Origin of the sequence: Streptomyces sp. NPDC050433 (genome assembly GCF_044458565.1) — a bacterium.
GTDB lineage: Bacteria > Actinomycetota > Actinomycetes > Streptomycetales > Streptomycetaceae > Streptomyces.
On record NZ_JBITIB010000042.1, the window covers coordinates 1 to 21862 of the forward strand.

The window sequence follows — 21862 nt, forward strand, 5'->3', positions numbered from 1 at the left end:
CAGCCATCTGGCACAACCGCCGCACCAGAACACCGATCACCCGGTCACTGACCGCCTACGACCACTGACCAGCACATCGGACTTACTCATCTAGTTACCCCACTCAGAACGGCGAACCCCGGTCGGCCAACCGCTCCCGTGCCTCCGCCAGGTCCGACTCCGTCGGCGCGTCGTCCTGGGTCAGGGTGCGACGCCAGTAGCCGGTGAAGTGGACCGAGCGCCTGTCGAGGCCCCGTTCACCGACCAGATGCCGGCGCAGCGCCCGTACCGTACTCGCCTCGCCGCCGAGCCGGGCGAACACCGAGCCCGCCGGGAACGCCGCCCCGCGCACGGCCGTCACCAGCGGGCTGTCACCAGTCGACGCGGCACGGTGCAGCCAGTGCACACCGTCACCTCGCCCGCCGACTCGAAGCGCTGCTCCTCGGCGCCGTCCCACACCTCCACGTACGCCACCGCGTGTGCCCCCTCGGGCAGCGCCTCGGTGATCGTGCCGATCGCCGGCAGCGCCGACCCGTCCCCGGCCAGCAGCATCCAGTCTCCGCGAAGTACGCGGACGGGCCGAACATGCCCAGCACATCACCGATCCGTGCCGAACGCGCCCAGCGGGTCGCGGGGCCCTCGCCTTCGCCTGGAACGCCCCTACAGCGCCGCCGCCACCGCGTCCACGAAGCGCGCGTGCCCCCGATGGCTGCGCGGCGCCTCCGGATTCCATGCCACCGTGCGCGTCCGCTCCCGCAGCGCGCGCCAGTGGCCGTCGTTCCGCAGTACGTCGGGCGTCGCCGCGTTCGCCCGGATGTCGCCGAGCACGACGTCCGGATCGAACGCGAGCGCCTCTGCCCAGTCGGTCGTACGCCAGTTGGCACCCGCCCCCTGACCGGGATCCAGCAGATCGACACCGAGCGTCGACAGCGCCCGCAGGTCCGGCCATGTGCCGGGCCGTGCGAGATGTACGGTGCCGGGCCCGGCGGCCGACAGGGCGAGCACGCGCGCCGCCGCGGGCCGCGCGGTGAGCGTACGGAGCCGGTCCTCCGCCCACCGAAGGTCCTGCGCGTCCGGCTCGTGCGGCGCGCCGAGCGAGCGGGCGAGCGCCGTGAACCGGTCCCTGATCCCGTCCAGCGGCCGGTCCCTGCCCACGTCGACGACGACCACGGGCACCCGCTCCTCCAGATGCTTGGCGGTCTCCGGATCGATCCCGTAGATCTGCCCGCCGCCGTAGCTGACGGCGACCACCAGGTCCGGTCCGGCGGTGAGGACGGCGTCCGGATCGACCGAACTGCCCGCGCCGAAGAAGCGGGTGGAGCCGAGCGGCAGCCCGCCCGCCTTCGCGGGGTCGGGGCTCTCCCCGTCGTGGTGGGACCCGAAGATGCCCAGGGGGTGCAGGCCGTGGTCCCACAGGGTCGCGCCCGCCTGTATGTAGGCGACCACCCGCTCCGGGCGGTGGGGCGCGACGGTGAGTTGGCCGCGATCGTCGGTGAACTCCCAGCCGCTGCGCGGGGACATGGCGTCGCCTCGTTCCGCTCTCGTGGTGCGGTGCCTGAGTGTGACCCTGCCCGGCGGGTGACGCCGGAACTCCCACCGTACGCCGGTCAGGGCTCGATGAGACCGGCCCTGATGGCGTACCGGGTGAGCTCCACGCGGTCCTTGAGTCCCAACTTCTGCAGCAGATTGGCCCGATGGCGCTCGACCGTCTTGGCACTGATGACCAGCAGGTCGGCGATCTCCTTCGACGAGTGGCCCTCGGCGACGAGTTTGAGGATCTCCTCCTCACGTGCGGTCACGGCGTTCTCCGGGATGCCCTCGCCCCTGCGTACCCGCTCCAGGTAGTTACGGATGAGCGCGGTGACGGCGCCGGGGTAGAGGAACGGCTCGTCGCGCATCGCCGCCCGGCACGCCTCCAACAGGTCCCGGTCCGCGACCGACTTGAGCACGTAGCCGCTCGCGCCGGACTTCAACGCCTCGAAGAAGTACTGCTCGTTGTCGTACATCGTCAGGATCAGGATGCGCATCTCCGGCCGCAGCCTGGAGAGTTCGCGGGCCGCCTGGAGGCCGGTCAGTCTCGGCATCGCGATATCGAGGATGGCCAGATCGGGGCGGTGTTCGCGGGCCATCTCGATGGCCTCGGCGCCGTCGCCGGCCTCCGCGACGACGGTCAGGTCGGGCTCGCCGTCGAGGATGAGCCGCACCCCGCGCCGTACGAGGGCGTGGTCGTCGGCGAGCAGGATGCGGGTCCGCATGGGTGCGGCGGAGGGGCCGTCTCCGGAGTGCCGTTCGGTCATGGCGGTCAGTGGCTCCCGTTCGTGAGACGCGCGGCCGGTGCGATGTGCGTGGCGGGGACGTGCAGCTGTACCTCCGTACCGCCGCCCGGCGCGTCGCCCACCGACACGTCGGCGCCGATCAACAGCGCACGCTCGCGCATGCCCCGGATACCCGCGCCCTCCTGGGCCGTACCGATTCCGCCTCCGTCGTCCCTGACCAGCAGTTCGACTCCGAGCGCACTGTGGTGCAGTGCCACGCCGACCTGCTCGGCCCGTGCGTGCCGGACGATGTTGGTGAGCCCTTCCTGGGCGACCCGGTAGAGCACCAGCTCGACCTCCGGGTCCAGCGCGGGCAGATCGACGTCGAAGCTGCGCGTGACGTTGAGTCCGGTATGGGTCGTGGTCTCGTTCGTCAGGGCTTTCAGCGCGCTGATCAGCCCCAGCTCCTCCAGCACGCCGGGGCGCAGCCGGCGGGCGATCCCGCGGATCTCGTCCAGGCTGTCCCTGGTGGTCTCCCGCACCTGGAGCAGTTCGTCCCGCAGCGGCTCCGGCGCCCCGTCGGCGACTCGCCCCAGATCGAGCAGCACGGCCGTCAGGGTCTGGCCGATCTCGTCGTGCAACTCCTGGGCGATCCTGCGCCGTTCGGCCTCCTGCGCGGAGAGCGCCAGCGCGCTGCTCGCCGCGCGCTCCGCCTCCAGCCGGTCCAGCATCGTGTTGAACGTCCTGATCAGTTCGGCGATCTCGCCGTGTCCCGACACGGCCGGCCGGGGGCCGGGACGCAGCAGATCCGTGGTGGTCATGGCGCGGGTGAGCCGTTGCAGCGGTCCGAGTCCGATCCGCAGCAGCCCGGCGTTCGCGATCAGCATGGCGGCCAGACCGGCGGCCATGATCATCGCCTCGGTCAGCAGGACCGGCGCGGAGACCGTGACGGGGCCGAGCAGCAGCAGCGCGGTCGCCGCGAACAGCACGGCGGCGTTGAGCAGGAAGATGCGCCAGAACAGGGACACGGAGTACGGCCTCCTCGGGGTGGTCCTCCCACTATCGCCCGTACGCGTCACGAGTCCCGGCCACCACCCGGCGATCTGCATGTCCCACACCCCCGGATATGGGTGCCGGCACCGATGGTGGGGGTGGGGTGCGCCGGGTGATCGTGGACAGAGGCATCCGGTGGATACGGGGGGAGGAGGTTCCATGCACGCCCCCGACGAAGACCGGCTGCTCGACGACCTCGCAGACCGGCTGCGGCACGACGATCCCCGCTTCGCCGCCGCCTTCGCGCTGGGCCGCCCCTGCCGCCCCCGCGAGTACCGGCGCGGCGCCGCGTGGCTGACGCTCGCCGTCGGCCTCGGGCTGCTCGGGATGGGGGTCGCGCTGGGACACGGGCTCCTTCTGGCGGGCGGGCTCGTGGTGTCCGGTGCGGCCGGACACCTCTTCGACCCGGACCGGGAGCACATACGGCGCGGCACTCCGCCGCCCTCCTGACGGGCCGAGGCCCCCGGCACGCCCCGGCACACCAGTCAATACCCCCACTTATGCGGGCAATCGACCCATTTTGTTTTACGTTAAAATAGCCAATGAGTTGCCGCCGCTCGGTTGAGTGCTGGGCCGCTCATTGCCGATCAGTGGTCGAGGTGGAGGGGCGGCTCATGCGCGAGCGCACCCGTAACCCCTTAGCGCCCGTCCGCCCCCGGCCGGCCGCCGGCGACTGACGCGCCCCTGCCACGCCGGATGGTGGAGAATTCCCCCGGCCAGGGGCCCCGCGGCCCACACACCGCCAACGCATGCCCGCATGGAGCGCCTTCCTATGGAGCACACCGCTCACGTCAGCAAGACCGCCCTGCCCGGAGTCGGTACCCGCTACGACCTGAACACCGACTCGGGCCGCCATATCTCGGTCGTGGTGCACCAGGACGGGCGCCGCATCGTCGCCTTCCACGACCCCGAGGACGACGACAACTGCAAGGACTCCACCCCGCTGGCCCCGTACGAGGCGACGGCACTCTCCAAGCTGCTGATGCCCGACCCGGTCGGGCATCTCCACCAGCACCTGGAGATCGACCTCGTCACGGAGCACATCCCGATCACCAAACGCTCCCCCTTCGCAGGACGCACGCTCGGCTCCACCCAGGCCCGCACCCGCACCGGCGCGTCCATCGTCGCCGTCCTGCGCCGCACCGACGCCGTCCCCTCGCCCACGCCGGACTTCCGCTTCGCACTGGGGGACACGCTCGTCGTCGTGGGCACCAGGGAAGGCGTGGACGCCGTCGCCGAACTGATCACCGGAGGATAATCGCCCGTGCACGACACGACCGCGCTGCTCATCGAACTCGGGGCCGTCATCCTCGGCCTGGGCCTGCTCGGCCGGCTCGCCGGGAGGGTGGGTTTCTCACCCATCCCGCTCTACCTGCTGGCGGGGCTCGCCTTCGGCCACGGCGGCCTCATCCCCATGGCGGCCAGCGAGGAATTCATCGCCACGGGCGCCGAGATCGGTGTCATCCTGCTCCTGCTCCTCCTCGGGCTGGAGTACAGCGCCTCCGATCTCGTCACCAACCTCAAGACCCAGTACCCCTCCGGCATCGTCGACTTCGTACTGAACGCGACTCCCGGCGCCGTCGCCGCGCTCCTGCTCGGCTGGGGTCCGGTCGCCGCCGTCGCGCTCGCGGGCGTCACCTGGATCTCGTCGTCCGGCGTGATCGCCAAGGTGCTCGGCGACCTCGGCAGGCTCGGCAACCGCGAAACCCCCGTGATCCTCGGTGTCCTGGTCATCGAAGACCTCGCCATGGCCGTCTATCTGCCGCTGCTCACCGCGCTGTTGGCCGGACTGAGCCTCGCGGGCGGCAGCCTCACGCTGCTCATCTCCCTCGGCAGTGTGGGTGTCGTGCTGTACGTCGCGCTGCGCCACGGCCGGCTGATCAGCCGCGCGGTCTCCTCCGACAACCCGGAGATGCTGCTGCTGGTCGTCCTCGGACTCACGGTGCTCGTCGCGGGCGTCGCCCAGGAGCTTCAAGTCTCCGCCGCCGTCGGCGCGTTCCTCGTCGGTATCGCGCTCTCCGGGGAAGTGGCCGAAGGCGCCCACAACCTGCTCGCGCCGCTGCGGGACCTCTTCGCCGCCGTCTTCTTCGTGTTCTTCGGTCTGAACACCGATCCGGCCGCCATCCCGCCGGTGCTCGTGCCCGCCCTGATCCTGGCCGTCGTCACCGCGCTGACGAAGATCGCCACGGGCTGGTACGCGGCACGCAGAGCGGGAGTCAAGACGGCGGGCCGCTGGCGGACGGGCGGCACCCTCGTCGCGCGCGGGGAGTTCTCCATCGTCATCGCGGGGCTGGCCGTCGGGGTGGAGCCCCGGATCGGCCCGCTGGCCACCGCGTACGTGCTGATCCTGGTCATCCTCGGGCCGCTGGCGGCCCGTTGGACGGAACCGCTGGCGCGGCGCTTCACCCGGAAGCCGCCGCCGCAGGCGCCGCCGGTCGCGGAGAAGTCCCTCACCGAGAAGTCTCCCGCCGAGCAGGCCGTCAGGGACGCGTCCGTCACCGAGGCGCCTGTCACCGAGGCGCCCGCCGCCACGGGGCCGACCGACACGGCCCATTCGCACGGCTGAGGCCGGTCGGGGCCGGTGAGCCGTTACGAGGCCCGCCCGAGGTCCTGGCACGCCGAAGGGGCGTGGAGCGCGCGCCCCGCGCCCCACGCCCCTTCGGGTGTGCCGATGCCGTACGAGTCGTCAGACCCCGACACCGAAGTCGGCGGCGATACCGGAGAGGCCGGAGGCGTAACCCTGGCCCACCGCGCGGAACTTCCACTCCGCGCCGTTGCGGTACAGCTCGCCGAAGACCATCGCCGTCTCGGTCGCCGCGTCCTCGCTGAGGTCGTAGCGCGCCAGTTCGGCACCGCCGTCCTGGTTCACCACGCGGATGAACGCGTTGCGGACCTGGCCGAAGCTGTGGCCGCGGCTCTCGGCGTCGTGGATCGACACCGGGAAGACGATCTTGGTGATCTCGGCCGGTACCGCCGCCAGGTTCACCTTGACGACCTCGTCGTCACCCTCGCCCTCACCGGTCAGGTTGTCACCGGTGTGCTCCACCGAACCGTCGGGGCTCCTGAGGTTGTTGTAGAACACGAAGTTCTGGTCCGTGCCGACCTTTCCGGCCTCGTTGACCAGCAGGGCACTGGCGTCCAGGTCGTAGTCGGTACCGGTCGTCGTGCGGACGTCCCACCCGAGACCGACCAGGACGGCTGTCAGCCCCGGCGCCTCCTTGGTGAGCGAGACATTGCCGCCTTTGGACAGGGAAACTCCCACGCTGCTCCTCCTGAGTTGAGCTGGTGACCGTAACAAAAATCTACAACACTGTAGAAGTGTGTGCGGAGCGGCGGAGCTGCCACGCCGGAGCCACGCCGGACCTGCGCCGGATGGACCCAGGGCGCACGCCGGAAGCGGAGGGAGACGGTGTGAGGGAACAGGTCGGTGGAGACAGCGGCCCGGACGGGCGCCCGCGTCGGCGCGGCCAGGGCGAGCTGGAGGCCCAGGTGCTCACCGTACTGCGGCAGGCGCCGGGACCGGTGAACGCGGGCTGGGTGCTCGACCAACTCGGCGGGGACCTGGCGTACACCACGGTCATGACCATCCTGACCAGGCTGCACGCCAAACGGGCCGTCACCCGTGAGCGGGTGGGCCGGTTCTTCGAATGGTGCGCGACCTCCGACGAGGCGGGGCTCGCGGCCCTGCGGATGCGCCGTGTGCTGGACGGCGAGTCGGACCGCGAGGCGGTCCTGGCCCGGTTCGTCACCGCCCTCTCACCGGACGACGAACAGTTGCTGCGCGACCTGCTCGGTCTTCCCGAGGACGGGACGGAGGACTGACCGGATGGGAGTGTTCGTCCTGCTGCCGCTGCTGCTGCCCCTGACCGCGCTGCCCATCGCGCGTCTCGCCGAGCGGCATCTCCATCCGCGCGTCGCCACGCGGCTGTTGTCGGCGCTGGCCGCGGTCCTCGCCGTGTGCAGCACGGTGTGCCTGGAACTGCTGGTGTTCGTCGGTACGGTCCAACTGCCCGGTCATCCGCTGCCCGACGCCTGGGTCGACCGGGAGGAGGCCCCTACCACGGCGCCGTACGAGGAAGCCGTGGGCAAGGGCGCCGTCGTCGCGCTGCTCGCCGTGGCCGTGTCGTGGTCGACCGCCCTCCGCAGGCACCGGCGTGTCCGCCGTCAGGCGGAGCACGCGCTGGCGGGGGTGCCGGACGGCGAACTCGCCGTGCTGCCGGACGAGGCCGCCTACGCGTACGCGCTGCCGGGCGTACGGGGGCGGATCGTCGTCTCCACGGCCATGCTCGCGGGTCTGGACGCCGGCGAACGCGCGGCGCTCGTCGCCCATGAACGGGCACATCTCGCCGGGCACCACCACCGCTATCTGCTCGCGGTCCGCTTCGCCGCGCGGGCCAACCCGCTGCTGATGCCGCTGCGGTCGGCCGTCGCCTACACGACGGAGCGCTGGGCGGACGAGGAGGCGGCACGCGTGACGGGGGAGCGGCGGGTGGTGGCGCGGGCCATCGGCAAGGCGGCCCTCGTCTCGCGTGGCACACCGACCCCGACACTGGCGGGCTTCGCCGCGCCGGGACCGGTGCCGGGACCGGTGCCGCGCCGGGTCGCCGCGCTGCTTCAACCCGCGCCGTCGGCGGCCAGTTGGCCGCCGGTGCGTACCGCGGTGGGTCTGGCGGCCTGGGCGGCGGCGGCCGGGACGCTCGGATCGGCGCTCTCCTCGGCGAACGCGACGGTCACGCTGTTCCTCGTCCTGAAGGCGGGCCCGCTGTGACGTCGCCGGACAGGACCTGGCTCACAGAGGCGGACCGTCCGGCGACGAGGAACAGCGCGCGGCGAGGGCGTGTTTTGAAAGTCCCGCCTGGCCGACGGGCGGACGGCGCTACTTTCGCAACACGCCCTAGACGTCGAACTCCTGCGGCGGGAGGTCGAGCGCGAAGCACGCCTCGCGTACGACAGCACGCTCCTGGGCGTCGAAGTTGCCGTCGGCGCCGCCGATGACGATGCCGATCTGGATGACGGCACGCGCCTCGGCCGGCTTCTTCTTCGCCTTGGCGACTTCCTGGAGCACATTGACCTTGCCGAGCGCCATGTCGGCGAGGAGCTGGTTCAGATAGTCGTCGAAGCGCTTCTGCAGATCGGCCGGCGGGAAGTTCCGCAGCACATCGTTGCTCGTGATCAGCTGCGTGACGCGCTGACGCTCGGCCGGGTCGATGGAGCCGTCGGCCGCCGCGACCAGGGCGCACATCGCCATGCTGGCGTCGCGGAACGAGCCGCTCTTGAGGTCGTTCTTCTTCGCCTCCAGCTGGGTCTGCATCGTCTGGGCGGATTCCTTGATGCGATCCCACAGGGCCATGAGTGCTCCGTATGTCTCGGGGTGTGCCTCGGGCTGCCCGTGCCGGGGAAGGAGTGGCACGGGACAGGTCTGCTTCTACAGTTATGTAGAAGTCACCAGTCTACGAGGCGCCGTCCCGCTCCGAGGTACCCCCGCCGAACTCCCGCCACATCGGCGGTTCGCCGGGGGTGCGCGGCAACGGCCCGAACAGCACCGCGCGTGCGACACGCGGCGCGAACAGCGCGCCCAGCGGCGCGGTGAGGTGCAGTACGGAACGGAACGACGCGCCGACGACCGGATCGCCACCCGCCCGCTGCTGAACCCGCGCCAGATACCAGGCCGCGGGCCGGTCGGCCGCGCGGGCCCGCGCCGCGTCGCCGACGACGCCCGGCATCCCCCTGTCCGCGCCGGCCGAGATGTCCCAGGCCTGCCGCGAGGCGGCGAGGATCGCCCGCTGCACGCGCAGGGTGGTGGGCGTACGGCGCCGGTCCGTCAACGCCTCGCGCAGCGCGACGGCGTTGAGCGCGGCGACGGTCATGCCCTGCGCGTACACGGGATTGAAGGCGCACAGCGAGTCGCCGACGGCGAGGAAGCCGGCCGGGCGACGGCCCGGACGGTCGTACCTGCGGCGGATGTTCGCCGTGTTGCGGAACGCGCGCACGGGCGAGTCGGGCTCGGCCCGCTTCAGCCAGTCGTACAGGAACGGATGGGGGAGCCCCGCGGCGAAGTCGGCGAACTCCTCGCCGTTCGACGGGGGTTCGCTCCCACGCAGTCCGGAGAAGGTGACGAGGTAGCGGCCGTCCTCCATCGGCACCGCGACGCCGCCCCGCACATGGGTGGGGTCGGGGACGGCGTAGTAGCCGATCGTGTCGGTGATGCCGTCGACCTCGCCGGGACGGTAGACGCGGGTGGCGTACGCCAGTCCGCTGTCGAGTGTTTCCTCCGCGGCGGGCTCGGCGCCGACGGCCGCGAGCCAGTCGGGAGCCCGCGAACCCCGGCCGGCGGCGTCCACGACCAGGTCGGCGGTCAGCGCGCGGGTGACGACACCGCCGCGCGCCCGGACGGCGGTCTCCGCCTCCGTTCCCCCCGCCGCCTTGGCGCCGGCTCCGCGCTCCCGGAGCAGTACACCGGTCGTGCGGACCGCGTCACCGAGCAGGCCCACCACCTCCGTACCCTGCACCGTCCGGATCCGTGGATCCGCCAGGACCCTTCGGCGTACGAGCCATTCGAGGAGCGGGCGGGAGCCGGTGAGGAGATGGGCGGTGGAAGGGGTACGGCGGTACCACGTGCCCGCCTGCCACTGGATCAGGTCGGCCGGCATCCCGACGCGTGGCGCGCCGTGTTCCCGCAGCTCGGCGACGATGCCGGGGAGCAGGGTGTCCAGTGCCAACTGACCGCCGCCGAGCAGCACATGGATATGACCGCTCTGCGGGACACCCGACCGGGGCCGTGCCCCGTCGGGGAACCGGTCGCGCTCGACGATCGTCACCCGGTCGGCGTGCGCGGCGAGTACATGGGCCGCGAGGAGGCCGGCGATGCCGCCGCCGATCACCACCGCGTGGCGCGCCGGCCGGCCCGTGTCCCGGTGGGGAGGGGTTCGCTCCATGGCCATCTCTCCGGTTCCGTACGGAAGTTGATCGCGGGACCCCAGTATGTCGGAGCCGGGCGCACGCCGCCGGACGGTGCTCGGGAAGGACACCGGCCGGCCGTGCCCCGGTCTACGCGCCGTCAGGCCGGGCCGGTGCGGCGCTCGTCTCGTGAAGCGCCTCGGTGAGCCACTCGACCCATCTGCGCTCCAGATCGATACCGGCACGCAGCACCAGATGCCGCAGCCGGTCCGCCTCGCTCGCCTCCCTGGCTTTCCCCTCCGGCGCGAAGTCCCGCGTCTCGATGTCCGTGTACGCGGCCAACTGCCGTTCATGGAGGGCGAGATGGCGGCGCAGCTCGTCGGGGAGCCCGTCGGTGCCGACGACCGCCGCCGCCCGCATCCTGAGCAGCAGGGGGTCCCGTACGGGCTTGGGATCCTCGCGGCCCGACACCCAGCCGGCCAGCTCCTCGCGGCCGGCCGGCAGTACCTCGTACTCCTTCTTCCGCCCGCGGGCCGGCTGCTCCGACGCCAGCGCGCGGATGTAACCCGACCGCTCCAGCCTGCCCAGCTCCCGGTAGATCTGCTGATGTGTCGCCGACCAGAAGTAGCCGATGGAGCGGTCGAAGCGGCGGGTGAGTTCCAGGCCCGACGAGGGTCTTTCGAGGAGGGCGGTGAGAATGGCGTGGGGGAGGGACATGACCGCATCCTAAAAGTTCGGCCGGTTCGGACCGTTCGGACCGGCGCTCAGATCGTGGCCGCCAGCCGCGTCCCCTGGTCGATGGCGCGCTTCGCGTCGAGTTCCGCGGCGACGTCCGCGCCGCCGATGAGATGCGCGGAGGCGCCGGCCGCGCGGAGCGCGTCGTACAGCTCACGCCGTGGCTCCTGCCCCGCGCACAGGACGACGGTGTCCACCGGCAGGACGGTGGGCGTGCCGTCGACCGTCAGATGCAGCCCCTCGTCGTCGATACGGTCGTAGACGGCGCCCGCGATCGTGGTGACTCCCCGGTGCCGCAGTTCGGTGCGGTGGATCCACCCGGTCGTCCTGCCGAGCCCTGCGCCGACCTTCCCCGTCTTCCGCTGGATCAGATGAACGGTCCTCGGCGGCTTCGTCCGTACGGGTTCCCGCAGCCCGCCGGGGGAGCGGTAGCCGGTGTCGACTCCCCACTGCCGGAAGTAGACGTCCGCGTCCAGACTCGCCTCGTCGCCGCTGTCGGTGAGGAATTCCGCGACGTCGAAACCGATACCGCCCGCGCCGATGATCGCGACGCGCTCCCCGACAGCGGCGCCGCCGCGCAGTACGTCGAGATAGCTGACCACGCGGGTGTGGTCGATGCCGGGGATCGCGGGCGTACGTGGTGTGACGCCGGTCGCCACGACGATCTCGTCGAATCCGGCCTCACCGCCAGTCAACTCCTCCACCGTGGCGGGGGTGTTGAGTCGTACGTCGACCCCGAGCCGCGCGAGTCGCCCGCCGAAGTACCGCAGTGTCTCGTTGAACTCCTCCTTGCCGGGGATCCTTTTGGCCACGTTGAGCTGTCCGCCGATCTCGTCCGCCGCGTCGAACAGCGTGACCCGGTGCCCGCGTTCGGCGGCGGACACGGCGCACGCGAGACCGGCGGGGCCGGCCCCGACGACGGCGACCCGTTTGGCACGCCGGGTGGGGGTCAGGATCAGCTCCGTCTCGTGGCAGGCCCTTGGATTGACGAGACAGGAGGTGATCTTTCCGCTGAACGTGTGGTCCAGACAGGCCTGGTTGCAGCCGACGCAGGTGTTGATCGTGTCGGCATGCCCGTCGCGTGACTTCACGACGAAGTCGGCATCGGCCAGGAAGGGGCGGGCCATGGACACCATGTCGGCGCGCCCGTCGGCCAGCAACTGCTCGGCCACCTCAGGGGTGTTGACACGGTTGCTGGTGATCAGCGGTACGGAGACCGACCCCATCAGTGCCTTCGTCACCCAGGTGTACGCGCCGCGCGGCACGGACGCGGCGATCGTCGGGATCCGGGCCTCGTGCCAGCCGATCCCGGTGTTGATCAGCGTCGCGCCCGCCGCCTCGATCTCCTTGGCCAGCGTGACGACTTCGGCGAGCGAGGAGCCACCGGGCACCAGGTCGAGCATCGACAGCCGGTAGATGAGGATGAAGTCGGGGCCCACGCGCTCCCGGATACGGCGGACGATCTCCAGCGGGAAGCGGACGCGGTTCTCGTAGCCGCCGCCCCACCGGTCCTCGCGCCGATTGGTCCGCGCGGCGATGAACTCGTTGATGAGATAGCCCTCGGAGCCCATGACCTCGACGCCGTCGTACCCGGCCAGCCGCGCCAGCTCCGCCGCCCGTACGAAGTCCTCGACCGTCTCCTCCACCTCGTCGTCGGTGAGGGCGTGCGGCACGTGCGGGCTGATGGGGGCCTGGAGCGCGCTCGGCGCCACCAGGTCCGGATGGTAGGCGTACCGCCCGAAGTGCAGGATCTGCATCGCGATCCGGCCGCCCTCGGCGTGCACCGCCGAGGTCACCTGCCGGTGCGGCTCGGCCTCCGCCTCGGTCGTGAGCCGGGCGCCGCCCTCGTACGGCAGCCCCCGGTCGTTGGGCGCGATGCCGCCGGTCACGATCAGGCCGACGCCGCCGCGCGCACGGGCGGCGTAGAAGGCGGCCATGCGGGCGAAGCCGTTCTCGGCCTCTTCCAGGCCGACATGCATCGAGCCCATCAGCACCCGGTTGGGCAGGGTGACGAAGCCCAGATCGAGCGGGCTGAAGAGGCGGGGGTACGGGCTCATGGGGGGCTCCTCGCGCGATGGTTACGCACCAGTAGTAGCCCGCGGGCCACACCTTGTGCAACCAGTTGCACAGAGTGTGGCCCGTCTCTCGCCCTCGGCGGCGTCAGACCTTGCGGTAGCTGTACGCCTCCACGGCCGCCGCCTCCACAGCGTCCAGGTCCCCGCCCGCCGACGCCGTGACCACGGCCGCGACCGCGCCCTCCACGAAGGGCGCGTCCACCAGCCGTGCGCCGTCCGGCAGTTCGTCGCCCTCGGCCAGCAGCGACTTGACGGTCAGCACGGCACTGCCGAGATCCACCAGCAGCGCGACGCCCGCACCCCGGTCCACCTCGGCGGCGGCCCCGGCGATCAGCTCGGAACTCGTACCGAGCCCGCCGTCCGGAGTGCCGCCGGCGGCGGCCACCGGAGCGGTCGCGCCACCGCCCGCCAGCCCGGCGGCCAGTTCGGCGACGGACTCCGCGACGGCCCGGCTGTGCGACACGAGCACGATGCCCACCGGCTTCTCGTTACTCATCCGCCCGTCCCCCGCGCCCCCGGCGTCGCCGCGAGGGCCGCGATCAGCAGCGCCGAGGACGTGGCGCCCGGGTCCTGATGTCCCTTGCTGCGCTCACCGAGATAACTGGCCCGGCCCTTGCGGGCCTGGAGCGGCACGGTCGCCACCGCGCCCTCGTCGGCCGCGGTCGCCGCGGCGGCGAACGACGTGCCGAGCGCCGCCACTGCGGGCTCCAGCGCGTCGATCATCGTCTTGTCCCCGGCCTTCGCACCGCCCAGCTGCGCCACGGCGGCGACCCCGGCACCCAGGGCCTCGGCCAGCTGAGCGTGCGTCACCTCGGCGGAGTCGCCCAGCGCCTTTCCCGTACGCCGCAGCAGCGTCCCGTACAGCGGCCCCGAGGCGCCGCCCACCTTGGAGATCAACTGCCGCCCCGCGAGGACCAGTACGGCGCCGGGCGTGGCCGGCGGCTCCGCCTCCAGCGCCGCGATCACGGCCCGGAAGCCGCGCTGGAGGTTGGTGCCGTGGTCGGCGTCGCCGATCGCCGAGTCCAGCTCGGTGAGATGATCCGCCTCCCGTTCCACGGAGGCGGCGGCCGTCGTGAGCCAGCCGCGGAAGAAATCGACGTCGAGCACCGGTTCGGAATCCTGGTCGGACACAAGGTCTCCTCGAAGAGCGTCGGGGATGCGTGCGGGCGGCGGCGTACGTGTCGGGCGTACGCGCCGGCGGGATCAGCGGCCCCAGCGCAGCGCGGGCGTCTCGACGGGCGCGTCCCAGAGCCGCAGCAGATCCTCGTCGACCTGACAGAGCGTCACCGAGCACCCGGCCATGTCGAGCGAGGTCACATAGTTCCCGACGAGCGTACGGGCCACCGTGACGCCCCGCTCGGCCAGCACCCGCTGCACCTCGGCGTTGAAGCCGTACAACTCCAGCAGCGGTGTCGCCCCCATGCCGTTGACGAGCGCGATCACCGGGCCCGACGGGTGCAGATCCTCCAGCACCGCGTCGACGGCGAAGTCCGCGATCTCGCGCGAGGTCATCATCGCGCGCCGCTCCCGCCCCGGCTCGCCGTGGATCCCGATGCCCAGCTCCAGCTCGCCGTCCGGCAGGTCGAAGGTCGGGCTGCCCTTGGACGGGGTCGTCACGGCGCTGAGGGCGACACCGAAGCTGCGCGCGTTCTCGTTCACCTGCCGGCCGATCGCCTCGATCCGCTCCAGCGGCGCGCCCTCCTCGGCGGCGGCGCCGGCGATCTTCTCGACGAAGAGCGTGGCCCCCGTGCCGCGCCGGCCGGCGGTGAACAGGCTGTCGGTCACGGCCACGTCGTCGTTGACGAGCACCTTGCCGACACGGACACCCTCGTCCTCGGCGAGCTCGGCCGCCATGTCGAAGTTGAGGACGTCCCCCGTGTAGTTCTTGACGATGAACAGCACCCCCGCGCCACTGTCGACAGCGGCGGCGGCCCGCACCATCTGATCGGGTACGGGACTGGTGAACACCTCACCCGGACAGGCGGCGGACAGCATCCCCGGCCCCACGAACCCGCCGTGCAGCGGCTCGTGCCCGGAACCGCCGCCCGAGACCAGCCCGACCTTTCCCTCGACGGGTGCGTCGCGGCGTACCACGACACGGTTGTCCACATCCACGGACAGCTCGGGATGCGCGGCGGCCATCCCGCGCAGCGCGTCGGCGACCACGGTCTCCGGGACATTGATGAGCATTCTCAACGGGTCCTCCTCAGAAGGCTACGAGCCAGCCGGTCCGAGATTCCGCCGTGGCCGGCGCACTCAGTATCAAAGAAGCGGCCATGATCGTGAAGCCTGACGCGCGGTCGTCGGGCGCCCCCCGACGCGGGCCGGGCCGGCGACTCGCGGCGGTGGTCCTCCGGTCAGGGTTTGCGGGCGATTCCGGCGTAGCAGGCGGCTTCCGCGTCGGAGACGTTCTCCGACTGGTCCTCGGGGGCGGGGCGCCACCGCTGGGTGGGGACGACGCCGGGGGCCAGGAGGTCCCAGCCGTCGAACAAGGAGACGATGTCGGCGTACGGGCGTGCCTGGCCGGGGGTGCCGGCGGCCTGGTACGCGCCGGTGAGGCGGGCGATGCCCTCGGGGTCGAAGTCCGGGGTGACATGGGTGATGGTCAGCGTGCTTCCCGGGGGGAGCGCCGCTTTGAGGTGTTCCACGATGGCGTGGGCGCCGCCCTCGACACGGTCGTCGGTGACGAAGTGCAGCAGAGCGTTGAGGCTCAGTGCGATGGGCCGGCTGAAGTCCAGGGTCGCCGATATCTCTTGTGCCGCCAGGAGTCCGGCCGGGTTCGTGACATCGGCGTGCGCGTAGGCGGTGTGGCCGTCGGAGTGGCTGTGGAGCAGCGCGCGGGCGTGGGCGAGCACGATCGGGTCGTTGTCGGTGTAGACGACGCGGGCCGAGGGAGTGACCTCCTGCGCGACCTCGTGGAGGTTGGGGGAGGTGGGGATGCCGGTGCCGATGTCGAAGAACTGGGTCATGCCCTCTTCGGCGAGGAACCGCGTGGCGCGGCGCATGAAGCCCCGGTTGATGCGGGCGGTCGCCAGGAGGGAGGGGAAGGCGGCCAGGGCCTTGCCGGCGGCTTCCCGGTCGGCGGGGAAGTTGGTGGTACCACCGAGGTAGTAGTCGTACATACGGGCCGAATGTGCCTGATCCAGCTTCAGGTCCACCGTGCCGTCGTCCGCCATGCCATGCCCCCAGGGGTTCTTCGGTGTCCGAGCGGACAGGGTACGCGCAGGGCCCCGTGACGGTCCGTTCGGGCGAATGGAGAACATGCCGCCGAAGCCCCGACCCGAACGCCTGAGTAGTCATACTATTGCTGTCCGTGAAGACAATTTGGGGATGGGCCGCACAGGAGACCCGTTCCTCCGGTTGGCTGAGGGGTGAGACACGCCGTCTCCAACGGCGCCCTCCGCCGTGGAGCGGCGTGATGACCAGTCGACCAAGGACATGCGTGGAACTCGATCCGGAAGCTCCGGCGGTGTCGTCCGGCGCTCCCTTGAGTTGGAGACGGGACGGGCCCGCTCCCGTGTCCGAGAGGGGGACGTGATGACCGCTCCTTCTCCCCGGACCCATGGTGCGCACGCCACTCCGGACGCCCGGCAGGGACGGCTGGGTCTGACCTTCGACGCGTTCCACGCCTATCACCGCGAGCTGTGGATGCGCTACGCCCACACCCAGGTCGGCGGCCGGCCTGCGGCCGAGAGCGTCGTGGACACCGCCTGCGCGCGACTGAAGCGGGACTGGAGGCACGTACTGGCCCAGGAGTCCGTCCCCCAGTACGCCTGGGCGGTGCTGAAGGAAGAGGTCCACCGCTGGCTGGACGCCCGCGGGCTTCAGCCGCTCCTGGTGGGCACGGCCGCCTTCCACGCGGCCGTCGGAAAACTCCTCCTGCACGGGACACGCGACGAGTTCGCCGTCCTGGAGAACGAACTCGGCCTGTACGGGGCCATCGCGGGCCTGCCCGAGCGCCAGTACGACGTCATCGTCCTGCGGTTCGTCCTGGGCGGGGACGAGGAGCAGGTCGCGGAGTACCTGGGCATCGAACTCGCCACCGTGCGCTCCCACGTACGACACGCGCGCCGGCGACTGGCACGGGAGCTGAACCTGGACACCGGCCTGACGGAGACCGACGATTAGACGTGCGCACCAACGACCACGCCTCCATCAGTGACTTGCTCGACGCGGCAGAGGTCCTTGCCGACACCTACACGGACTACGACACCGAGGCCGCCCGACGACGGGTCGGCGCCCACGCGGACTCCTCGGACGCCGGTGCCGTCCCCGAGACCCCGCGTCCTGTCGCCGCCCACGAGCAGGCCGCCCGCGATCTCGACCTCGCGGTCGCGCTCATCGTCGACACTCCTCAGGCGGCAACGGCCCTGGCCCGTCTGGCCGATGACAACCGGCCGGACGCCGAGGGAGCGGTGGTTTTCGGCGCGCTGCTGCATCTGACGGGGGATCACGACGCCGCCCAGTTCTGGTGGCAGTTCGCCGCAGGCGGCGGCAACCGGACCGCCGCTTTCTGTCTCTTCCTCGCCCATGGAAGGCGTGCCGAGTTCAGCGACGCCAGGTACTGGCGCGCGGAGGCCCGGCGGCTCAGCCCCCCGGACGGAGCCGCACCGGACTTCGCCACATCCGCGCTGCTGCCGGAGAGCATCCGTCACCAACTGCTCACCCAGTGCCGCTCCGGCAGCCGTCCCACCCTGCCGGCGCGACTGGAAGCGGTCATCAACCGGCTTCCCGTCGCGCCGGACCGGGACTTCGGCACGATCCCCCGCCCGCTCCCCACCCTGACCCATGACCTTCCGCACAGCCACCAGGTCCCTCCCCGTGAGGTGGAGTGAGGGTCCCTCACAGATAGCCGAAGAGCGACAGCCAGCGCCGTTGATCCTCATCGGCCGCCGCCAGCAGCGCCTTCGGTTCGAAGCGGACGACGCGCCCGCTCGCCACCGTCGGCAGGTCGTGGCCCAGCACCTCCGGCGGCGTCACATCACTGCGCGCGGGGAACTCGCCGATCTGGCGGAAGACGTCCTGGCCCCGCTGGGACATGTTCCAGTCGAGGAAGAGTTCGGCCGCCGCCTCGTGCTTCGCCGACGTCGCCTTGCCCAGGTAGTAGTCGTACGCGGCCATGCCCTCGTCGGGCACCACGAAGTCGACCGGTGCGTTCTTGCTCGCCGCGATGTTGACGCTGCTGACGACCGCCGTCGCCACGGAGATCTCGCCGCGCGCCAGGCTCTCCAGCGCCGCGCTCGACGAGTCGAAGATCCGGGGCTGCTGGCCGGCGAGCGCGGGCAGATAGTCCGGGCCGAGCCGGTCCTCCTGGAACCTGGTCAGGGCGAGCGAACTGCCGCCCGCGCCGACCTGGGTGATGCCGAGGCTGCCTTTCCACTCCGCCTCGGTGAGGTCCTTCCAGGAGGTGGGCGCGTCCTTCCTGTCCACGAGAACGGTGTTGTACGCGAAGGTGTAGAGGGGGTCGAAGACGCGGTAGAACTCGCCGCCGTGGTAGCGCACGGTGTCGTCCAACTTGGCGTAACCCGGCACCTGGTGGGCCCGGAAGACCCCGGCGGCGCGCATTCGCGAGGCGATGTCGTAGTCGGAGGTACGGACCACGTCCGCGCCGAGCTTGCCCGCGCCCTGTTCGCTCAGTACGCGCTCCGCGAGGCGGTTAGGCACAAGACGCACGAGGTCGACCTTGATGCCGGTGTCGTGTTCGAAGGCCCGGATGACCTGTTTCTCGGAGTTCTCGATGTAGCCGCTGTAGAGGGAGAGCGAGCCCTCCTTCCTGGCGGCGGCCAACAGCTCGGCGTCGGCTATGTGTTCGCCGTCCACGACAAGTCCGCCTGAGGTGTCGACCTGGGTGGCCGACAGGTCGACGACCGCGGTGGTGGGCGGAGGCGCGCAGGCAGCGGCGGCGGTCAGCGCCCCAACTGCCGTCAGCGCGGCCAGAATACGCGAGGTCTTCGGGTTCATCGGGCACCGTCCACGGTCTTGGCGCCGAGCGACTTCGCGAGGAGCGCGATGACCAGGATCACGCCGCAGTAGAGCAGGCTCACCGTCGCCGCGCCCTGCATGGCGCCGTTGTCGAAGTTGTCGAAGATCATGATTGAGAGGAGCCGGGTGTCGGAGGTGAACAGGAAGAGCGCGGCGGACAGTTCACGCATGCAGAGCATCAGCAGAAGCAGCAGCGTGGACACCATCCCGACCCGCATCAGCGGCAGCGTCACATGCGAGATCGCACGGGCGCGCGGCGCCCCGAGCAGGACGGCGCTGTCCTCCAGATCCCGGTCCACCTGAAGGATGGAGGAGGCCACGCCCCGATAACCCTGGGGCAGGAAGACGGCCAGGAAGGCCACGACGAGGACCGCCATCGTCCCGTACACCGGAAGCGGCATCACCAGCCAGGTCCACAGCAGACCGAGGCCGAGCACGATGGCCGGCACGGCGAGCGGAGCCATCGCCACGAACTCCAGCGCGCGGCGGCCCGGTGCCTTCGTGCGGTAGACGGTGTAGGCGAGGGCGAAGCTGATGGCCGTGCCGAGCACACCGGCGAGTACGGCGGTGAGCACGCTGTTGCGGGCGACCTCGATGAATTCCGGAGACATGATCATCTCGCCCAGCGCGTAGAACGACAGCGCGTCGCTCTCGGTGAGTTGGCCGATGCTGGAGAGATACGGCGAACTCTGCAGCGAGGCGACCGTCAGCGCGCCGAGCGGCAGGACGACGGCGAGCGCGAAGTAGAGGAGCGCCGCGGCGAAGGCGGGCCCCCGCCAGCGGCCCAGCGGCACCGTACGGGCTCGGACGCCCTTGCCGGTGACGGTGGTGAACTTGCGCCGCAGCACGGCGCGTTGCTGCACCGCGGTGACGACGAGCAGGACCAGGGTGAGGACGATCGACACGGCCGCCGCCTCGTTGCCGCGTGACGGCGAGGCGTTCATGAGCCGGTAGATGAAGCTCGGGAGGGTGTCGATCTGGCCCGGATTGCCGATCACCTGCGCGACCGGAAAGTTCTCCATGGTCAGCGCGAAGATCAGGATCCCGGAGCCGAGGATCGCGGGCATGGCCAGCGGGAACGTCACACGCCGCAGGGTGCGGCGCAGGGTCGCGCCGTGCACGAACGACGCCTCTTCGAGGTCGGGGTTCATCAGCGACAGCGAGGCGTGGACGAGGAGGAAGGCGTACGGCGCGTAGTAGAGCGCCAGCACCATGATCAGCCCCGGCACGGTGTAGATGTCGAGGGTGACGTCGAGCCCGGCGCCGTGCAGCAGCAGGTTGAGGAAGCCGGTCGCCGGGCTGCCCAGCAGCGACCAGGCGATGGCGCCGACGAGGGAGGGCAGGAACAGCGGCGCGATGCCGACGAAGTAGAGGAAGCGTCTGCCCGGTGTGTCGGTGCGCGCGGCGAGGAACGCCAGCCCGCAGCCGATGCCGAGCGCGAGCACCGACGCGGCGCCGGCGACGAGGACGGAGTTGCCGAGCGCGCCCATGGCCTGCGACGTGCCGAGGATGGCGAAGTTGTCCAGCGAGAGCGTGTCGAGCCCGATCGCGCCGGGGCGTGGCACGTCGCCGCTGAAGGCGGCGAGCAGGATGAACAGCATCGGTACGACGACGAGGATGCCCAGCGCAACCAGCAGGACGCCGGTGGGCAGTCCCCGGCGCAGCCGAGTGCCGCGCCGCAGCCGCGGGATCACGGCGCTCATGCGGGCACCTCCGAGGGCAGCACCTGGACGGCGGCGGGGTCGGCCGCGGCCCAGACGGACGCGCCGGGCCGCAGCAGGTCACGGCCGCGCCGGGGGACGATCGCGTCCACTTCGGGGCCGCCCTTGAGGCTGACGCGGTAGCGGACGTAACTGCCCTGGAAGCTGACGACCTCGACGCGGCCGGGCCAGTTGTTCACGCCGTCGGCGGTGGGGGCGTCGGTGAGCCGGATGTCCTCGGGGCGGATGCAGACGCTGGGGTCGGTGGGCGGCGTGCTGCCGCACTCGGCGAGGACCTCGACCTCGTGGCCGGTCAGTCCGAGCAGCGCCCGTGCGTCCCGGCCCTCACTCTCCGTGAGTCCCGATCCGGCGCCCGATCCGGCGCCCGATCCGGCGCCCGATCCGGCCGGCGGCTCGATCGCCGTGCACGGGAAGATGTTGGAGACCCCGAGGAAGTCGGCGATCGACGCCGACGAGGGGGTGTCGTAGATGAGTTCCGGCCGGTCCGTCTGGACGATACGGCCGTTCTGCATCAGCGCGATACGGTCCGCGAGCGCCAGCGCCTCGGACTGGTCGTGCGTGACGTACACGCAGGTCAGACTGAGCCGCTGCTGGATCTCCCGCAGTTCCACCCTGAGCCGGTCGCGCAGCCTGGCGTCCAGGTTGGACAGCGGCTCGTCGAGCAGCAGCACGCTGGGCCGCATGACGAGGCTGCGGGCGAGCGCGACGCGCTGCATCTGGCCGCCGCTGAGAAGACTGGCGCCGCGGTCGGCGAATTCGCTGAGCCCGACCAGGTCGAGCACATCGGCGACGCGCTCGCGTATCTGGTCCTTGGGCAGCTTCTGCTGCTGGAGGGGGAAGGCGACGTTCTGGTGGATCGTACGGTGGGGCCAGACCGCGTACGACTGGAACACCATGCCCACGTTGCGCTTGTTCGGCGGCACGTTGATGCCGCGTTCGCTGTCGAAGACGACGGTGTCGCCGATCGTTATCCGGCCGCCGGTGGGTGTTTCGAGGCCGGCCACGCAGCGCATGGTCGAGGTCTTGCCGCAGCCCGACTTGCCGAGCAGGACGAGGGATTCGCCGTCCTCGATGTCGATGCTGAGATCGTCGACTGCGGTCGCGTCGCCGTAGGCGAGCGTGATGTTCTCCAACTGGACTTTCATGACAGCTCCTTTGCTGCCGG

24 protein-coding genes are annotated in these 21862 nt (G+C 71.2%); 7 read left to right on the forward strand and 17 right to left on the reverse strand.

Going from position 1 to position 21862, the window contains the following annotated elements:
- Positions 1 to 103 precede the first annotated feature (103 nt).
- From ACIBLA_RS34365 to ACIBLA_RS34385, 5 genes are all read right to left on the reverse strand, one after another.
- Complete coding sequence (locus tag ACIBLA_RS34365; RefSeq protein WP_399200873.1) at positions 104 to 385, reverse strand: siderophore-interacting protein; 282 nt, start codon at positions 383 to 385, stop codon at positions 104 to 106.
- The gene (locus ACIBLA_RS34370) at positions 337 to 531 is read right to left on the reverse strand and encodes an SIP domain-containing protein (protein ID WP_363244488.1); all 195 of its coding nucleotides are present in this window, start codon (positions 529 to 531) and stop codon (positions 337 to 339) included. The genes ACIBLA_RS34365 and ACIBLA_RS34370 overlap by 49 nt, the downstream gene beginning before the upstream one ends.
- A 108-nt stretch (positions 532 to 639) precedes the next feature.
- Positions 640 to 1500: an ABC transporter substrate-binding protein gene (locus ACIBLA_RS34375; protein ID WP_399200874.1), complete on the reverse strand. Its 861-nt coding sequence runs from the start codon at positions 1498 to 1500 to the stop codon at positions 640 to 642.
- A gap of 86 nt (positions 1501 to 1586) precedes the next feature.
- Positions 1587 to 2276 (reverse strand): response regulator, encoded by a 690-nt coding sequence (locus ACIBLA_RS34380; RefSeq protein ID WP_399200875.1) that lies wholly within the window; start codon positions 2274 to 2276, stop codon positions 1587 to 1589.
- A gap of 5 nt (positions 2277 to 2281) precedes the next feature.
- Complete coding sequence (locus tag ACIBLA_RS34385) at positions 2282 to 3262, reverse strand: HAMP domain-containing sensor histidine kinase (protein WP_399200876.1); 981 nt, start codon at positions 3260 to 3262, stop codon at positions 2282 to 2284.
- 184 nt (positions 3263 to 3446) lie between these two features.
- On the opposite strand from ACIBLA_RS34385, the gene ACIBLA_RS34390 reads away from it, so the two are divergent.
- The 3 genes from ACIBLA_RS34390 to ACIBLA_RS34400 all read left to right on the forward strand — a co-directional run bounded on the left by ACIBLA_RS34390 (position 3447) and on the right by ACIBLA_RS34400 (position 5853).
- Entirely contained in the window at positions 3447 to 3737 is a 291-nt protein-coding gene (locus ACIBLA_RS34390) for a DUF3040 domain-containing protein (protein ID WP_363244492.1), read from the forward strand.
- A 322-nt stretch (positions 3738 to 4059) separates the two neighbouring features.
- On the forward strand, positions 4060 to 4545 hold the full coding sequence (locus ACIBLA_RS34395) for a cation:proton antiporter regulatory subunit (RefSeq protein ID WP_399200877.1): 486 nt from the start codon (positions 4060 to 4062) through the stop codon (positions 4543 to 4545).
- Positions 4546 to 4551: 6 nt separating this feature from the next.
- Positions 4552 to 5853 (forward strand): cation:proton antiporter, encoded by a 1302-nt coding sequence (locus ACIBLA_RS34400; protein ID WP_363244493.1) that lies wholly within the window; start codon positions 4552 to 4554, stop codon positions 5851 to 5853.
- Between the two features lie 120 nt (positions 5854 to 5973).
- Here ACIBLA_RS34400 and ACIBLA_RS34405 read toward each other — a convergent pair whose 3' ends face one another.
- A complete protein-coding gene (locus tag ACIBLA_RS34405; RefSeq protein WP_355182559.1) occupies positions 5974 to 6549 on the reverse strand; it encodes a TerD family protein in 576 nt (191 codons plus the stop codon).
- 149 nt (positions 6550 to 6698) lie between these two features.
- On the opposite strand from ACIBLA_RS34405, the gene ACIBLA_RS34410 reads away from it, so the two are divergent.
- Together ACIBLA_RS34410 and ACIBLA_RS34415 are read left to right on the forward strand one after the other, a co-directional pair.
- Positions 6699 to 7109 (forward strand): BlaI/MecI/CopY family transcriptional regulator, encoded by a 411-nt coding sequence (locus ACIBLA_RS34410; RefSeq protein ID WP_363244494.1) that lies wholly within the window; start codon positions 6699 to 6701, stop codon positions 7107 to 7109.
- 4 nt (positions 7110 to 7113) lie between these two features.
- Positions 7114 to 8055, forward strand: a complete 942-nt coding sequence (locus tag ACIBLA_RS34415; RefSeq protein ID WP_399200878.1) for a M56 family metallopeptidase — start codon at positions 7114 to 7116, stop codon at positions 8053 to 8055.
- A gap of 126 nt (positions 8056 to 8181) precedes the next feature.
- On the opposite strand, the gene ACIBLA_RS34420 is transcribed toward ACIBLA_RS34415, so the two are convergent.
- The 8 genes from ACIBLA_RS34420 to ACIBLA_RS34455 all read right to left on the reverse strand — a co-directional run bounded on the left by ACIBLA_RS34420 (position 8182) and on the right by ACIBLA_RS34455 (position 16170).
- Entirely contained in the window at positions 8182 to 8637 is a 456-nt protein-coding gene (locus ACIBLA_RS34420) for a tellurite resistance TerB family protein (protein WP_363244496.1), read from the reverse strand.
- 100 nt (positions 8638 to 8737) lie between these two features.
- Positions 8738 to 10222, reverse strand: a complete 1485-nt coding sequence (locus tag ACIBLA_RS34425) for an FAD-dependent oxidoreductase (protein WP_363244497.1) — start codon at positions 10220 to 10222, stop codon at positions 8738 to 8740.
- A 112-nt stretch (positions 10223 to 10334) separates the two neighbouring features.
- The gene (locus ACIBLA_RS34430) at positions 10335 to 10901 is read right to left on the reverse strand and encodes a PadR family transcriptional regulator (protein WP_399200879.1); all 567 of its coding nucleotides are present in this window, start codon (positions 10899 to 10901) and stop codon (positions 10335 to 10337) included.
- A 47-nt stretch (positions 10902 to 10948) separates the two neighbouring features.
- Entirely contained in the window at positions 10949 to 12976 is a 2028-nt protein-coding gene (locus ACIBLA_RS34435; protein ID WP_399200880.1) for an FAD-dependent oxidoreductase, read from the reverse strand.
- A gap of 103 nt (positions 12977 to 13079) precedes the next feature.
- On the reverse strand, positions 13080 to 13490 hold the full coding sequence (locus ACIBLA_RS34440; protein WP_363244500.1) for a PTS fructose transporter subunit IIA: 411 nt from the start codon (positions 13488 to 13490) through the stop codon (positions 13080 to 13082).
- On the reverse strand, positions 13487 to 14101 hold the full coding sequence (gene dhaL, locus ACIBLA_RS34445) for a dihydroxyacetone kinase subunit DhaL (RefSeq protein ID WP_363244529.1): 615 nt from the start codon (positions 14099 to 14101) through the stop codon (positions 13487 to 13489). The genes ACIBLA_RS34440 and dhaL overlap by 4 nt, the downstream gene beginning before the upstream one ends.
- Before the next feature lie 96 nt (positions 14102 to 14197).
- Positions 14198 to 15190 (reverse strand): dihydroxyacetone kinase subunit DhaK, encoded by a 993-nt coding sequence (gene dhaK / locus ACIBLA_RS34450; protein ID WP_399200881.1) that lies wholly within the window; start codon positions 15188 to 15190, stop codon positions 14198 to 14200.
- A gap of 161 nt (positions 15191 to 15351) precedes the next feature.
- Positions 15352 to 16170, reverse strand: coding sequence for an SAM-dependent methyltransferase (locus ACIBLA_RS34455; protein WP_363244502.1), 819 nt, complete (start codon positions 16168 to 16170; stop codon positions 15352 to 15354).
- A gap of 361 nt (positions 16171 to 16531) precedes the next feature.
- On the opposite strand from ACIBLA_RS34455, the gene ACIBLA_RS34460 reads away from it, so the two are divergent.
- Both ACIBLA_RS34460 and ACIBLA_RS34465 read left to right on the forward strand, forming a co-directional pair.
- On the forward strand, positions 16532 to 17122 hold the full coding sequence (locus tag ACIBLA_RS34460; RefSeq protein ID WP_363244503.1) for a sigma factor-like helix-turn-helix DNA-binding protein: 591 nt from the start codon (positions 16532 to 16534) through the stop codon (positions 17120 to 17122).
- 2 nt (positions 17123 to 17124) lie between these two features.
- Complete coding sequence (locus ACIBLA_RS34465) at positions 17125 to 17829, forward strand: hypothetical protein (protein WP_363244504.1); 705 nt, start codon at positions 17125 to 17127, stop codon at positions 17827 to 17829.
- Positions 17830 to 17836: 7 nt separating this feature from the next.
- Here ACIBLA_RS34465 and ACIBLA_RS34470 read toward each other — a convergent pair whose 3' ends face one another.
- The 3 genes from ACIBLA_RS34470 to ACIBLA_RS34480 are packed head-to-tail and all read right to left on the reverse strand — an operon-like array spanning position 17837 to position 21842.
- Entirely contained in the window at positions 17837 to 18955 is a 1119-nt protein-coding gene (locus ACIBLA_RS34470) for an ABC transporter substrate-binding protein (RefSeq protein ID WP_399200882.1), read from the reverse strand.
- Complete coding sequence (locus ACIBLA_RS34475) at positions 18952 to 20679, reverse strand: iron ABC transporter permease (RefSeq protein WP_363244506.1); 1728 nt, start codon at positions 20677 to 20679, stop codon at positions 18952 to 18954. Before ACIBLA_RS34475 ends, ACIBLA_RS34470 begins: the two co-directional genes overlap by 4 nt.
- On the reverse strand, positions 20676 to 21842 hold the full coding sequence (locus ACIBLA_RS34480; protein ID WP_399200883.1) for an ABC transporter ATP-binding protein: 1167 nt from the start codon (positions 21840 to 21842) through the stop codon (positions 20676 to 20678). Before ACIBLA_RS34480 ends, ACIBLA_RS34475 begins: the two co-directional genes overlap by 4 nt.
- Positions 21843 to 21862 lie beyond the last annotated feature (20 nt).